Below are 14,479 nucleotides of genomic sequence, written 5' to 3'. Positions count from 1 at the left end.
AACCGTCAATCTCAGATAGCGCCTCACTTACCTGATCATCCTGGGCCTTTGTTTCCTGGAGGCAGAGCACATCGGTATTCATACTGTCCAGCGATAATTTAAAATCCTTTTTCATGACGGCACGGATACCGTTAACATTCCATGAGACAATACGCACTTTTTAGCTCCTTGGTTATGATGGATATTTGACACTGATCAAAGATGATGCTTTATGATTCATACTGATACATGCAGGATTCAATAATCATAAAGTTAATGACTGCTTTTTTTATCAATCCTGTATGTCCTTGTAAAAAATGCTGTTTTTTTATATTCCATATTCTCTCTCAACCTTCGCTATGCGAATCTTAAAATCTGTATACCACTTTTCACGGCCCAGCCTTTGGGCTTCTTTATGATCAATATTTTCTTTCCATACTTTGATTGATTCAAGGTCAGACCAGTAGGAGACGGTAATTCCCAGTTCCTGACGGGTTGACTCGACGCCAAGAAATCCCCCTTGTTTCGCTGCCAATGCCAGCATTTTCTCTGCCATTTGTGTATAATTATGGTCTTCTTCCGAAAGGATTGACGTAAAGATAACGGCATAATAAGGAGGCAGTGGTGTTTTTGCAATCAGAGACATCAGTGTTTTTTTATTGTAAGAAGCTTTTTTATGGAGAAAAGCTGTTTTATTAAACTCTCAAATGACTTCACCCCTTCCGGTTTTTATGCAGAAACTCCGGGGGAAAAGCAGACCGGCTTATTTGCCGCTGATAAAAGAAAAGACGACCCTGAATTTCGTCATCCAGAAGGTATCGAAAACATCGTTCTCAAAACCGTGGCGGGTATGCCTTTCCCATGAGATCATGCTTGGCACGATCTCCCCGCCTATGTGAAGATTCTTTGTCTGGGCAAGGTTGAATCCCAGACCTGCGAAGAGTTCAAGCCCGCTTATACTGTCAGATGTAATTGTTTCACCGTCAGCCGCAGTAATGGCATTTTTGTAGGTCCAGTACATATCATTCATTGCCATGCCGAAAAGAAAATACTGACCCAGAAAAGTATGTCTCGGTGTCATGTAACGTTTATAGGAGAAACCATAGGTAAGCAAATTGATATTCCCGTCTAAAGAATCTGCCAGATAACTATCCAAGCTGGCAGCGGTTTGTCCGTAACCGACAAGAAACTCCAGTCTGTTAAATTCATCCAGGTAGCCTCCTACAGAGAGGTTGATATTATTGAGATCATTAAATTTTTTGCCGTTTATTGCTGCGCTGTCACCTGAAATGGAAAAAACGGCCCCCTCGCCATTTCCTGATGAATCAGCAGAAGAGTTACCTCCGGAATATGCATTTCTCTCCTTATCCTCCGGACTATCTGACAGAACAGCGCCAAGCAACAGCTCTGTTGCCAGCGCCAGAGGGGAATCGGAAGAAGAATCTTCCCTTTCCGGGGAAGCGGAATGATTCCTTTCGATTCCTTGATAATAGGTATTGGGTCTGTTGGTAACGGTGCGGCTTCCGGAATAATGATCGGAAGATTTATTCATGGCGTCACTTAATTTGGGCCTATGTTTCCTTGGCGATGAAAGGCAGCCGTTGAGAATACAAAGAAGAACTAAAATTAAAATCAAATTTACTGCATTTTTATTGGACATTATGGTTTTATTCTCCTTCTCTCAAACACTCAATAAAATTAAAAATAATAGCAGAAAACCTTTTGAAGGATTTTCAATGATAAGTTAAGATTTTTTTAGCCGCCCACATCACCTGTAATCTCGTCGGGGAGAAAATAAATAATTGTGTATCATCCAATACCATAAGCAAAAAAAAATTTCAACAAGTAAGTTGCAAAACTTTGCAACATGAGGGCGTCTTGTTGTGGCAGGTTTTTCCTGAACTTTCAGCGGGTCTGCGGCCTTTGGTTTTACGCATTACAGATAACCCTGAGTTCTCATTTCAAAAAAGCCCCCTTTTTTACAAATACTTTTTTAAGAGACCATAGAATTATGGTATGATTTGTTTTGAAATAAACAGGGACAACATGGAGGGACAGGAGTTATGAATAAGATTATTCTCATATTCAACGGCCGTATTGTCGATGAACTTACCTTCAAAGGCAAAGAGATGACTATAGGGAGAGGCGTCGGCAACGACCTGAGGATTGATAATCCGGCCGTCTCCAGCAAGCATGCCAGAATCGTCCGCGAAAAGGACTGTTTTGTTCTGGAGGACCTGGGGAGCAGCAACGGCACCCTTTTGAACGGAAAAAAGATAACACGTTCCATCGTAAACAGCACCGACAATATTATTGTCGGCAAACACCAGTTAAAGGTGGGCTGGGAGCATGGAACGGGTGGTTTTGATGAACCGGTGGATACCGGGTCCAGGGCTGTTATTGACTCTCTCGACAAGACCATGATGATCGATCAGAGTACGGCAAAAAAAGGCGGAGGGAGCACAAAGGGGGCAACAGGCGGTTTTGCGCTGATGGAAGGCGGTGTTGTAAAAGAGCAGATTGATATGAGGGAGAGAGTAACTACCATTGGAAAGTCGAGCGATGCCGGGATCAAAATTAAAGGCCTCCTTGCACCCAAAGTGGCAGCCCTCGTCAACAGGAGCGACAAGGGCTATGTCATTACATCGCCCGATTCAAAAAAACCTCCCCTCATCAACGGGAAGCCACTTGGTAAACCCTATATTTTGAAGAAGGGCGATCAGGTGGAGGTAGGCGGCCTGACGCTTCGCTTTTATCTCAGGAAGTGATGCAAGCGGCTGAGGCTGAAATAAGGAAAAAAGAAGATCATCCTGTAAAAGTCTGGTCAGGTAGCATTTTTCCACATTGCTATTCTGACTGAATTTCCTCAATAAGAGATTCCCCTTTTGAAAAATCGCCGCAGGTCCATTGCCACTGTTCTTTCAACCGGAGGCGGCCATGGGGGAGAACTTCCGGCACAGAGCGGCATTTTCCTGTCATAAGCTCACCGGATTGGTTCATGTGCTGATAGCGCATATGGAGCTCCCCTTTGTCATCTATCCGGGCAATGAGAGTCCCAAAGCGAATTGAGCCTCCTCTGTATGTTCCGCTCACCATGTCCCCCTCCTGGGTATAGTGAAAGACCGTTTCACCGTCCACTTCACCCTTTTCGCTGTTGCTTACGGCGCGGAACCTTTTATTGTGGTAATTTATTCTGTTCATATTTTCAATAATCAGTAAGCGGGGTATGCCGGCTTGGGCAGGCTCCCGGCGCCGATGAAGCAGAGGGAATGCGGAATCAGCTTATCCCCCCTGCCTTTATCAGAGCTGCGATTTCAACAGCTTACTCAATATTTGCCTCTTTAGCTCTTACCAACAGCCACAGCGGCGCCGAAATCATTATTATCCAGCCCATAAATTTTACAATCCCTGCAATAGCCTTCTCTTTATGCAGCAGGCCCAAATCGGCAAGGATATAGTTCCAGTCATGAACTCCACCCCCTGCAAGGGGAAGTGAAAGGTCCCTTGCGTCCGCCATGTATCGTGCAATATTGATAAAGTTTTCGCCCAGCCAGAAAAGGCAGAAGGCGAAGCCGGCCGTCTCCCTTTTCTTCCAAAAGCTCACCATCAATGCAACAGGAACAAGAAGCTGAAAGATGGTCCCTCCCCAGAAATGCATTGTCTGACCCAATGGCGTAAAGAAGATATGTCCCGCTTCATGAAAAGGGAGGTTCACATGATCGAGCAGCAAAAATCCGTCTCTATCTGTTATGGCATGGGCCATGAAGAGACCATAGGCGACGAGCCATGCTATCAATGTAATACCGCTAATTTCTTTCCAATTTTCTTCCATCAATTGATCCTTTATGAATATTGGGGCCCTTATGTGCTTAAATTTTATACTATCCTGTCCCTTTTTTTCGCATAACCTCGCTGAAAATAAGCTGATAGCAAAACAAGCCGTATTGTGAATAGCCAATTGTGCCACGGCCTGAGGGTATTGCATTTTTTCGGATTACATAAGTGCCTGCCAGTTTATCCCGCAAGGACTGCCTGTTATCATCGCCGCCAAGCCAGAAAATATCAAAGAGAAGGTGGAATGGACCGAAGGCGAGGAGAACAAAACGCCATGTCATTTTTAATAAAGACGGTTGTTCTCCTTTAAGATCAATTATTTTCAGTCCCGTTAATCGGTATCCGATTGTTCTGATGGGGCGTGGCTTTAATATGGCAAGGTAAATATAAGCTAATATGAGGCATAAGCTAAAAAATTCAGGTTCGAAATATATGAATACCTTTATTCCATAGTAATAGGCCAGGTCAAGGTCAGGAGGAATGAATAAGAGGGACCAAAGAGCGCCGGCAAGGATGAAGAGCAGGAGAAGAAAAGCCATGTCGATCGTAATCGCGCTAAAACGCCTTACAAGAGATCCATAATCCTTAATGTCGAAATATATGCCTTCTTCCCGACCCATAAAAAACCTGTTTTTGCAGCAATGTTTTTTCTCTGAAACTGATATTGCTTCCAGTTAAGCTTAATAATTTATTTGCTGATGAGCATCTCCTGGGCTTCCCTTTTTCTTTAGTGATTCAATGTTTTGCCCGTTATCTTTTAGCGCTTTTTTCTTGTCTGATTGTAGTGACTTATCCTGGAAGTTGCAATGTATTATGCATTCTTTCCCTATATTTGTTGTTGCATTATACAACCTGGTGTGCTTTATTTATGTAAAATAATTGTTAGGGAGGTTATGGAATGATTCTTTTTCGATACGCTACTGCCGTTTTGTTCGCCTTGTTATTTGCCGGATGTGTTGCAGACGGACCACAGGTGGCTGCCGATGTGCCGCCCAAAACAATTTATGTCAAGAAATTCGAATGTGAACAGCCTGCCATAGGCGAAGCGGCCAGAAATAAGTTTATTCAGCTCATATCGGATAAGACGAACGGAAAAGTAATCATGAAGGAAAAAGGGGCAGAACTGGTTATCGAAGGGGCCGTTACGATGAATAAGATGTATACCATAGGCATATCTTCCAGGGCAGTTTCCAATAACCGCTTTGTCGCTCTCGGCAGTTATTCGGAAGGCTACAACCCGAGGCGAAAGCGATTTTATTCGACGGACAATATTGCCAGACTTGCCGCCAACGACCTGATCAGCAATCTCTGGGAAAAGCGTATCCTTGGCAGATAGATTTGCCGGGGTTTTTTCAGGAAAGTTATTGAGCTCTTTCCTGCGGGGAAGCCTGAAGGATGGGTAAAATGAAAGATAATCCATCCTTTTATCCCCCCTACCACTCAATCCACCCCTTCTGCATGGGATAATAAAGCCCTTTTTTTATGGGGCGTTTTTCCCCGCCGGCGGTAAGAATTTTTTCGTAGGCTTCGAGTTGGGGCCGGTATCGCTCTTTTTCGTTTTTAAGGAATTTGTCTACGTCGCTGCCTTTGTGGTGGCTGATTTTGTAATCGATGATCCAGCGGACGCCTTTGTCGACGAAAGTTCTGTCAATGATGCGGTGGATGATGCGGTTGTCCATAAGGGCAGTCAGGGGGACTTCGGACCCTTCCCCGTTGTGAGAAGAGAGTATCCACCGGCCACGTTCATGGGAGAGCATTTTTTTCAGCGCCTTTATCCCTTCATCAGCCATTTTCCCTGCCTCTTTACGGTTGAGGCCCAGTTCCCGAAGGAGGGAAACCATCCTTTCCTTTTCACCTGCCGGCCTTTTTTCTCCCCATTGTTCAAGCCCGTCTTTTGTGATACGGCAGAGGTAACGGTGCATGACTGTGCCGAGGTGCTTGATGGCTTCACCGGCCCATTCGAATTCAGGCATTTCTTCTGCCTTAAATTGGGGTGTTTCCTCTATGAGCACATCGAGAGGGGGCGCCGCTTCGGGGAGCTTCCAGTCCGGGGGGAGCCTTCTTAGCATCATGGGAGGCGGACCCTGCTCCATGTCTTCCATAGGCCTTTCCGCTTTCGTAATGACCTTTTCCGGATCAATGATCTTTTCTACGGCAGAGAGAAAAGAGCGTTTTTCAGGCCGCAGACTATCACCATCAGCCCTGACGTGGCCCAGGAGGTATAGCCGCTTTTTTGCGCGCGTAACGGCTACGTAAAGAAGCCTCCTTTGTTCCAGCTCTTCCTTTTCCGACTGGATTTTTCCGAGATAGGCGTAAATGGTGCGGCTTTCCCCTTTTTCAATACCGTCAATGGGGGCAAGGAGGAGATCTTTTCCCCGCTCCATGCTTCTTAGAAGAATCTTTTCCTGGCTGCGGGGCGCTTTGCCGAAACCGGGGATGATGACATGATCGTATTCGAGGCCCTTGGCTTTGTGAATGGTCAGCATTTCCACGGGATTATCGCCCTTGCCGCTGTAGTTGGCATAAAGTGCTTTTATTCGTGACTCCAGTTTTTTGAGTGATTCTATCCTCCCCGCTTGCGCCATGCCGTCTACCATATCGAAAAAGGCCTCACTGTCGGCAATGCCGTTTTTATCGACGCAGGCCGGTCCACCGATAGCAATCCAGAGGCCTTCCAGAAGTTGTCGCGGGGGAATCCTTCCCCATAGGGGGAGAGCCGAATCGAGGGTCGATCTGAGTTTGAGCAGGCGCTCCCTGCCGTCATCAGTGAGGCCTGATAGCCTCCCTTCGTCATGCATGAGTTGCCATGTGCTGCTTCCACTGTCTCCCACACAGAGTGAATGCAGGTCCATAAGGGTGAGACCGCACCAGGGGGCGCGGAGGATGGCCAGCCAGGCAATACGGTCCATGGGATGCATGAGAGCCCGAAGCAGGGCAAAGAGGTCCTGGATGACGGGCCTGTCATAGAGCGGATCGATCTCCCGCGTCCTGAAATCGATCTTTTCCGCTTTAAAATTTTCCACAATTTTTGCCAGGTGGGAACGGGACCTTGCCAGTACGGCTATGGTTTCATGGCCGTTATTTTCCCTGATGCTTTTGATGATCTTCGAAACATGGACCGCTTCGAGGGCATCATCTCTTTCTTCAAAGATAGAGGCGCTAACGGCGTTGCCTGCTTTCGCTTCGACGACGGGATGAAAGGACTCGTAACAGATGGAGCCGAGAAAGTCATCTTCACTGCCCGGAAAGGCCGTGGAAAGGGTGCTGTTGACCCAATTGACGATATTTGCCTGGGAGCGGAAGTTACTTCTTAGTGTAAGCGCTTCCAGTTTTACTGTGCCCATGCCTTCGTTTTTGGCTTTCAAAAAAAGCCCCACTTCGGCCTCTCTGAAGAGGTAAATAGACTGCATGGGATCGCCCACGATAAACAGGGTCCTGCCGTCGCCCTGTTCCCAGCCACCTGTGAGCGCTTCCAACAGGGCAAGCTGAGTGCGGGACGTGTCCTGGTATTCATCGACGAGAATGTGCTGGATCTTTACGTCGAGAGCAAGCATGAGGTCTGTGGGATCTTCATCGGGGCCGAGTGATTGAAGGGCGGCGCTGGAAATGGTCTGGAAATCGACGGTTCCCTCTTCGGCAAATACCTTCATCAGTTCCCTATCAGCCAGCGGGAGAAGGTGCATGAGGTCATTGAGAATCGCCCATTCACTTTCGCTGTAGCGGCCCTTGGGCAGATCTGAAAGGGAGGCGAGCAATGCTCCGAGTTCTTCTTTGGTTTCAAGACGGGCCAAGAGGTCCTTAAAACCGTCCTTCATGGCAAGGTTCTCTTCCGATTTATGGGAAGGAAAGCCGATACGCAGGTTAACGCCACCCGGCTTTCGCCATTTGTTGTCTGCTGTTAGCAGCAATCCCCTTATGCCCCGCCAGAAGGCAAGTTCCTTTTCGAGGTCTTCCTCTGCCGCTTCAGCCATGGCAAGGCTTGTAATGTCATTTTCCTTGCCATTGGCAAGCAGGTTGTCAGCAGCAAAACTGCCGTAATGAATGGCTTCTTTCAGGATGTCTCCGGGAAAGGCTGATTTTACCCGGCAAAGATTGGTTTTAATGAGATTGGCGATGGATTGTTCAAGGTATTTTTTGAGGACATCCTCATCGATCATTGACTTTAGGCTCACATGACGCAGCCACTGGTCGCGCCTTGCCAGCATGGCAATGATTCTCTGTTCAAGGTTGGCAAAGGAGTTGTCCAGGTGTCTCAATGCCTCTGTGACGGCTTCACCGTCTTTCCCCTCCTTTTCAACCTTTACAATGGTTCGCCTTGCTGCTTCGCGGTAGAGTTCTTCCGCATTTTCCGTCATGGCCGGGTTTTTACCGAGGCCTGAAAGTATGGGCATCTGCCTCGTCAGTGAAGCGCAAAGGGAGTCAGTGGTCTGCACTTTGAGTCTGGCCGGTGTTTCGAGGAGATTCCAGCCCCTCTCTGCATCTCTTTTTAGGGCTGCCCCGGCAAGACGCCACGTTTCAAGTTCGTAAGGAGACGCAGGGGGCGGCTCTTTTTTAGCTTTATTTAGGGCATTCATGATGCGGCAGTGCATTTCGCCTGCCGCCTTGCGTGTAAAGGTAATGGCAATGATCTGCTCAGGGTAGTTTACGGCTGCAAGAAGTGTAAGAAAACGCCTGATGAGCAGCTCCGTCTTGCCTGAACCGGCCGGAGCCTGAACGATAAAGGAGCGCTTTGGATCGAGGGCCGCTTCCCTTTCTTTAAGGTCTGATAAGTTTTTCTTCATAGAACGCTAAAGATTAAAAATGTTGGCTTCTATATTAATGGAGTGCAGGCGGCGATACAAGTTTTGAATAGCCTTGTTTGGCAGATTTTGTTAAGGGGGAGGGCAGTGGGTTTATTTATTTGACTGACTTGGGGGCTTTTTCTGAAGGGTCCTGCCCCATTGAATGCTTTGACTTTCCTGATATTTTCCTTAATTGAGGTACCTCTATTTTCCCGATACGCATTTTTGTTGATATTAGCCTTTCTTTTACGTAGAGGAGAAAATTATGAAGAGAAAATTGGTCTTTCTGCTCTTTTCTGAGAAGGCGGTAAAACTCACAATTGGTACAAAATCTTAACTGATTTATATCTGAAGAAGGCTTGCAATAATTTTTTTGTGTTCCTTGAAGCGTTTGTGAGCAAAAGGTGCCTGTAATGTATGCACAGGCCCTGCCGCCGTTTTTCCCTCCCATGAAGTTGTGGGCTGCTTCAAAGGTGGAAGCAGGGCAGGGCCCTTCTCTGCCGACATTTTTTCCGCCTTTTTCTCTTCCACAGTTGTGAAATTCCCAGCAATTCAGCTTTGCCATCTTCGCCTCACCTTATTTGCCGGAATCCGGCTCCCTGTCCACTTAGTATATGATAAAAAAAAGCTAATTACTTGACCGATTTTACTAAAAATGAGGCATATATTGCTTTTTGATTGAGGGAACTTTCAAACCTTAAATTCAATCAGGCGGGTTGTCCCTTTGGTAAAAGCGGAGCCCCCCCCCCGCCCTTTTTGCAGTATATATTTCTCTTTACTAGAGGCAATAATATTTATTAAACTAAAAACTGCGCTCTTAAACCTTGGTATTTACAGGCTCTCATAATGAAAAAGAAACATTCCAAAGAGCAGGATTTTATATCAGCGCCGATCCATAAAGATTTTTATTTCAATAACTACCTTGAAATTCCTACAGTCATCAAAGAGTATCCTGAAGTAGAAGATATTCTTACCCGCTCCAGGTTTATTGCCTGTATTACCGTTCAGGTAGCCCAGCTTCATGCCATCGAATACCAGTATGGAAGCATGGTTTACAATGACCTGCTCGTCAGGGTGACGAATATCCTCAAAAAAATAAAGAAAAAGGAATTCCGTGGCAGGGACATATTTCTTGTTGATCTGCGGGATGTAGACACCTTTATTATTTTTCTTTCCCCTCCCCGTAAGGATGAAACCCGCCTTCTCGATCACCTGGAAGTGATTGCCGAAAAGACAAGAGTCAATATTGAAAATGAGATGTTTAATCTCTTTTTTCCCTACTGTAAAGAGTATACCCGGCCTGCCATCGGCTATGCCTTGGTTATCAATAATCCCATGATAAACAATATGCGCCTCATTATGCAGGTGCTCAATAACTCCATAAAGATGGGCGAGTTCATGTCCCTCAAACTCGATTACAGCAGCAACTACCATCTACAAAAGATTATTATCGAGGAGAGCATTAGAACGGTTTTTCAGCCCATCGTCGATATGCAGACCCTTGATGTTATTGGTTATGAGACCCTTTCCCGCGGCCCTGAAGGCAGTGAATTTGTAAGTCCCCTCATACTCTTTACCCTGGCTTCCAAATTCGGTCTCTCCTTTGAACTCGATTCCATCTGCCGTAAGCAGGCTTTTGAGGCCGTAAGGCACCTCAATACGGACAAAAAGATATTTGTCAATACGCTTACCATGACCATTCATGATCCTGAATTCCGCGGCGCCTACCTGGAGGAACTTTTCGAGGACATCAAGATCAAGCCGGAAAATGTTGTTTTTGAAATTAATGAAAAGCTGGCTATTGATAATTACGATTTGTTTAGAAATGCCTTGAAGGACTACCGCGATATCGGGATTGTTCATGCGAGCGACGACATTGGCAGCGGCTACGCTGATCTCGAGCGAATCCTGGAACTCAATCCCGGTTATATGAAGGTCGATATCTCCATGGTTCGAGACATTGACAAGAGTTTTATCAGGCAGCAGATGGTAAAGGCCATGGTTACCCTGGCTAAAAGTTTGGGTTCATTGATCATTGCCGAAGGGATAGAGACGAAGGCTGAGTATGAAAAGCTGAAAGAGCTTGAAGTCACCTACGGTCAGGGATATCTTTTCGGTAAACCTTCCCATAAACTGGAGCCGGTTAATAAGGATTTTCTCGATTAGCCCGCATTTCTCCTCAATTTTCTGCTGCGGCAGCCGGAAGTCACGCCCTGTCCGGCATTCACTCATTCGGCTTGCCCCGCAGCCTGTCGACCAAGCCTGCGCTGCTTTTGGCCGTGAAAACCGGGCATGACGTGTCTTTTGTCAGCTTTGCTGAGAATCCCGGCGAGAAATGCCGTTAGAAGGATTGAGATAATTGGCAGGACTTTGCTTTTTTCACCTTTTTTTCTGCCGAATGCCCTGCCGTTGATGTTAACAGGAATATGGATGTTATCATAATTGCCAGAGCCACTTTTTTCGAGATCTTCATTGCTACAACTCCCTTTAGAAATTAATTACAAAATAAAAAGCCGCCCGATTTACCAAGTATTAATTAACTGGGTAACTCTGGCGGCCCGGCTGACGTGAAAATTTACGGTTTTCTTAGTCCCGATGCTCTGCGTCCCAGGATTTCCCCTGGTTTGCTCTGAGCAGAGTTAATGCTCTTCTCATGTTTTTTAAAAGCAATATCTGTGCCTTGCAGGCTTTTCTCTTTAACGCTTTTGTAAGTACTCTCTTTTTCTGCTAATAATTTTACATATAAGTTTAGTTTTTTTTTCGTGAAAAGTAAAGACTTGAAAAAATGTATGAAAAAAATGCACTGTTTTGGCATTTTTTGCAGGGGCTCATATCCCTTTTAGCATTTATGGGCAGATGGTTTTACTTTTCTTTCTTGCCTGCTTTATATGCTTCTGCCAGGTACTCAACGGTATGCCGTACAGGGATGACATGGCCAAAGTGGTTGAGGGCATCTTCCATGTGCATGATACAGGCGGGACAACCCGTAACCAGTTCCTCTGCGCCGGAATCTTTTACCGACAGAACCTTGTCCCCGGCTATGGTCATGCTCATTTTGTAATCGTTAAGTGATACTTCTCCACCAAAACCGCAGCATTGGCATGGTTTTGACATTTCGGTGAATTTAAGGCCCGGAATTGAACGAAGGATTTCTCTCGGCTCATCCATTACGTCCTGTCCCCTGCCGAGATGGCAGGGGTCGTGCCAGGTAATGCTCTCATCTATTTTACCCAGGCCCTTTTTGTAATCGCTGTGATGGGCCAGGTAGTAGTGAATATCCATGACCTTTGCTGACAGGGCCTTTGCCTTTTCGTCATCGATCCATTTGGGGTAATCTTTCAGTGTGGCGCTGCAGGTGGCACAGCAGCTTAAAAGGGCATCGACTTTAAGAGAGGCAAAGGCTTCAATGTTTGCCTTTGCCAGTTGTTCCGCCGTTTCCCTGTCTCCTTTCGAGAGGAAGGGAATGCCGCAGCACTGTTCGTTATTTACAAGCGTTACCTCTATGTTGTTATGTTCAAGGACCTTGATCATGGCCTCACCAATATGCTGGTGAACCATATTGGTGGCGCATCCCACATAAAAAGCGACCCTTCCCGAAGGGTTTGTTAACTTTTTTGTCAGCTTTCTCCTCTTTCTTAGCGGTGTAGAGCCTATGGCAGGGAGTTTCCTCTTTTTTCCCAGCGATTTGAGAGGGGAAGGGAGGGGCAGAAAGTCGGGTAGAGGATCGTAGAACAGTTTTTTGACAAGTCCCGCCAGTCTGACTAATAATGGATGCCTTTGACTTTTTATAAAGACATTTTTTGAAAGCAGTTTTTCAAGAGGATTGCAGCCATTGGCTGCCGCAATCTCGGCCTTGGCAGCATAGATGATTTCATCGACTTTCACATCGCTGGCGCAAGATTTCGTACAGGCCTTGCAATCGAGACAGCTGTCGATGCTTTTTTCAAAGCCACCGGTAAAGCCGAGCCTTCCTTCGATGACAGCCTGCACAAGGGCCATTCTGCCTCTTGCCACCATCGATTCATCGCCGGAATAGGCATAAGTAGGGCACGATGCCTGGCAGCCACCGCACCTGACACAACGGTCCACTTCATCTTTGTATTTATCGAGGTATTTAAGGTCCATCATTATTACTGCTTTGAAAAACGATCAATGCCGGCCCATACACAGTCATGGCAATAAAAATATTGATTAATATGGGCCGGAGGTTTATTATATTTACTGTGTTCTTACAGAAAAACAGCCTGCCCTTTTGGCGAAACAACTAATTTAGACCCATATTATCACAGAAAATTCCATACAAATAAACTCAATAATCAGGGGCAGAATGGTTCTGCCCTGCTTAAGTTATGATATGAGTCATTTTGATTTTGAGGCAGGCAATGGCAAAGATTAACAAGGAGATGACAATTAATGACGTGATCAAGGCATTTCCTGCAACCCTTCCCGTTTTTAATGATTTTGGCATCGATTCCTGTTGCGGCGGGGCAAGAACGTTAGAGCAGGCGGCCAATGAAGGCGGCATCGATGTTGAGGTTTTTTTAAGTGCACTCAATGAAGCGGCAAATTGATTTTTTTTATTTCCTTAATTTAAAAGAAAGGGGCCCTCTCTGAAAACTTTACAGGACAGTCACGGCAGGGTAATAAGCTATATGCGCATATCTGTGACGGACAGATGTAATATGCGCTGTACTTACTGTGTGCCTGCCGGCGGTTTTGAATCCGTCCCTCATGAAGACATTCTTACCTACGAGGAGATCCTGAGAATTGTCCGCATTTCAAGTTCTCTTGGTGTGAACAAGTTCAGGATTACCGGCGGTGAGCCCCTGGTGAGAAGAGGGATTATAGGGCTTATCAAAGAGATTAACTCTATTGAAGGGGTGGAGACGACCTTTACGACCAATGGTCTTCTCCTGGGAGAAAAGGCGCAGGAACTTAAAGAGGCAGGTGTAAAGCGTTTGAATGTAAGTGTTGATTCGCTTAAAGCCGATCGTTTTGCCTATATTACAAAGACATCGGCCCTTGATGACGTTCTTGCGGGCATTGAGGTGGCTCATGAAATTGGTTTTCAGCCGATCAAGCTTAATTTTGTCGTCATTAAGGGCATAAATGATGATGAGCTTGTCGATTTTGTCGAACTGGCAAGATCAAGGCCCTATCATGTAAGGTTTATTGAATTTATGCCTGTCGGAAATAATGGCTGGGGCAGGGAGCGATATATTCCTTCAAAGAGAATTGAAGCGATGGTGGGAAAGGCCTTCAATCTTACCCCTGACAGCGCCGATGAAAAGGGCTCGCCTTCCCGTAATTACACCATAGACGGTTTTGAGGGAAAGGTCGGTTTCATCTCTCCCGTTTCGAGGCATTTTTGCGATTCCTGCAACAGGATTCGTCTTACCTCCGACGGGCATATCAAGTCCTGTCTTTTGAGGAAAGGTGAAGTCAATGTCATGTCTGCCATAAGAGAGGGTGTGTCCGATGATGAACTGGCAGAGCTTATTTCCACTTCTGTTGTGATGAAGCCATCGGGCCACCTGCTGAATGACGGTGGTTTTCCCGAGAAAGATTCCCACCTCCCCATGACCCGCATAGGCGGTTAACCCACTTCTTCCCACGGGCAGTTCCGCTGACCCACTTTCAAGCGCTTTATTGCATCGCTCTTCCTCCCGGTTGGCTAAGTCACTGTATGTAATGGTAAATTTTTTTACTGTTTACTCCACTTAAGCCGGCACCGACGCTGCAATTCGTCTCTTTTGGCCTTTTTAACCCTTCTTTAGTTCTTTCAGGACAGCCCCAAAGTTTTCTCCTGTTCCCTACAAACCCTTTCCCGGAAAGAAAAAAAGAGAAAAATTAACTTGACAACGCCCTTGCCCGCTAGTATATTT

15 protein-coding genes and 1 riboswitch are annotated in these 14,479 nt (G+C 46.1%); of the genes, 5 read left to right on the top strand and 10 right to left on the bottom strand.

The window, feature by feature from the left end:
* The 3 genes from OEV42_10765 to OEV42_10755 all read right to left on the bottom strand — a co-directional run.
* Positions 1-157, bottom strand: a 157-nt coding sequence (locus OEV42_10765) for an exodeoxyribonuclease III (protein ID MDH3974748.1), incomplete at its 3' end; no start/stop codon positions are given.
* 150 nt (positions 158-307) lie between these two features.
* Positions 308-625, bottom strand: a complete 318-nt coding sequence (locus OEV42_10760; GenBank protein MDH3974747.1) for an antibiotic biosynthesis monooxygenase — start codon at positions 623-625, stop codon at positions 308-310.
* 117 nt (positions 626-742) lie between these two features.
* Positions 743-1,531 (bottom strand): hypothetical protein, encoded by a 789-nt coding sequence (locus OEV42_10755; GenBank protein ID MDH3974746.1) that lies wholly within the window; start codon positions 1,529-1,531, stop codon positions 743-745.
* Between the two features lie 511 nt (positions 1,532-2,042).
* Here OEV42_10755 and OEV42_10750 point away from each other — a divergent pair.
* On the top strand, positions 2,043-2,747 hold the full coding sequence (locus OEV42_10750) for an FHA domain-containing protein (GenBank protein MDH3974745.1): 705 nt from the start codon (positions 2,043-2,045) through the stop codon (positions 2,745-2,747).
* Positions 2,748-2,826: 79 nt separating this feature from the next.
* Here the strand turns inward: OEV42_10750 and OEV42_10745 are convergent, their stop codons facing one another.
* From OEV42_10745 to OEV42_10735, 3 genes are all read right to left on the bottom strand, one after another.
* A complete protein-coding gene (locus OEV42_10745) occupies positions 2,827-3,180 on the bottom strand; it encodes a n-acetylglutamate synthase (GenBank protein ID MDH3974744.1) in 354 nt (117 codons plus the stop codon).
* Positions 3,181-3,301: 121 nt separating this feature from the next.
* Complete coding sequence (locus tag OEV42_10740; protein ID MDH3974743.1) at positions 3,302-3,811, bottom strand: hypothetical protein; 510 nt, start codon at positions 3,809-3,811, stop codon at positions 3,302-3,304.
* 49 nt (positions 3,812-3,860) lie between these two features.
* The gene (locus tag OEV42_10735) at positions 3,861-4,433 is read right to left on the bottom strand and encodes an RDD family protein (GenBank protein MDH3974742.1); all 573 of its coding nucleotides are present in this window, start codon (positions 4,431-4,433) and stop codon (positions 3,861-3,863) included.
* 278 nt (positions 4,434-4,711) lie between these two features.
* Here OEV42_10735 and OEV42_10730 point away from each other — a divergent pair, with 278 nt between their 5' ends.
* Positions 4,712-5,149: a hypothetical protein gene (locus tag OEV42_10730; GenBank protein ID MDH3974741.1), complete on the top strand. Its 438-nt coding sequence runs from the start codon at positions 4,712-4,714 to the stop codon at positions 5,147-5,149.
* A 97-nt stretch (positions 5,150-5,246) separates the two neighbouring features.
* On the opposite strand, the gene OEV42_10725 is transcribed toward OEV42_10730, so the two are convergent.
* The gene (locus OEV42_10725) at positions 5,247-8,594 is read right to left on the bottom strand and encodes a UvrD-helicase domain-containing protein (protein MDH3974740.1); all 3,348 of its coding nucleotides are present in this window, start codon (positions 8,592-8,594) and stop codon (positions 5,247-5,249) included.
* Positions 8,595-8,709: 115 nt separating this feature from the next.
* On the bottom strand, positions 8,710-9,159 hold the full coding sequence (locus OEV42_10720; protein ID MDH3974739.1) for a hypothetical protein: 450 nt from the start codon (positions 9,157-9,159) through the stop codon (positions 8,710-8,712).
* 281 nt (positions 9,160-9,440) lie between these two features.
* Here OEV42_10720 and OEV42_10715 point away from each other — a divergent pair, with 281 nt between their 5' ends.
* Positions 9,441-10,760 (top strand): EAL domain-containing protein, encoded by a 1,320-nt coding sequence (locus OEV42_10715; GenBank protein ID MDH3974738.1) that lies wholly within the window; start codon positions 9,441-9,443, stop codon positions 10,758-10,760.
* A gap of 175 nt (positions 10,761-10,935) precedes the next feature.
* Here OEV42_10715 and OEV42_10710 read toward each other — a convergent pair whose 3' ends face one another.
* Both OEV42_10710 and OEV42_10705 read right to left on the bottom strand, forming a co-directional pair.
* Complete coding sequence (locus tag OEV42_10710) at positions 10,936-11,067, bottom strand: hypothetical protein (protein ID MDH3974737.1); 132 nt, start codon at positions 11,065-11,067, stop codon at positions 10,936-10,938.
* A gap of 76 nt (positions 11,068-11,143) precedes the next feature.
* Positions 11,144-11,233: riboswitch (cyclic di-GMP riboswitch) on the bottom strand.
* Positions 11,234-11,456: 223 nt separating this feature from the next.
* On the bottom strand, positions 11,457-12,722 hold the full coding sequence (locus tag OEV42_10705; protein ID MDH3974736.1) for a (Fe-S)-binding protein: 1,266 nt from the start codon (positions 12,720-12,722) through the stop codon (positions 11,457-11,459).
* Between the two features lie 254 nt (positions 12,723-12,976).
* Here OEV42_10705 and OEV42_10700 point away from each other — a divergent pair, with 254 nt between their 5' ends.
* Both OEV42_10700 and moaA read left to right on the top strand, forming a co-directional pair.
* Positions 12,977-13,165, top strand: a complete 189-nt coding sequence (locus tag OEV42_10700; GenBank protein ID MDH3974735.1) for a DUF542 domain-containing protein — start codon at positions 12,977-12,979, stop codon at positions 13,163-13,165.
* Between the two features lie 39 nt (positions 13,166-13,204).
* Positions 13,205-14,194: a GTP 3',8-cyclase MoaA gene (gene moaA / locus OEV42_10695; GenBank protein MDH3974734.1), complete on the top strand. Its 990-nt coding sequence runs from the start codon at positions 13,205-13,207 to the stop codon at positions 14,192-14,194.
* Positions 14,195-14,479: the final 285 nt, after the last annotated feature.

This window comes from Deltaproteobacteria bacterium, assembly GCA_029860075.1.
Lineage (GTDB): Bacteria > Desulfobacterota > JADFVX01 > JADFVX01 > JADFVX01 > JAOUBX01.
This window is presented reverse-complemented; position numbering and strand designations above follow the sequence as displayed.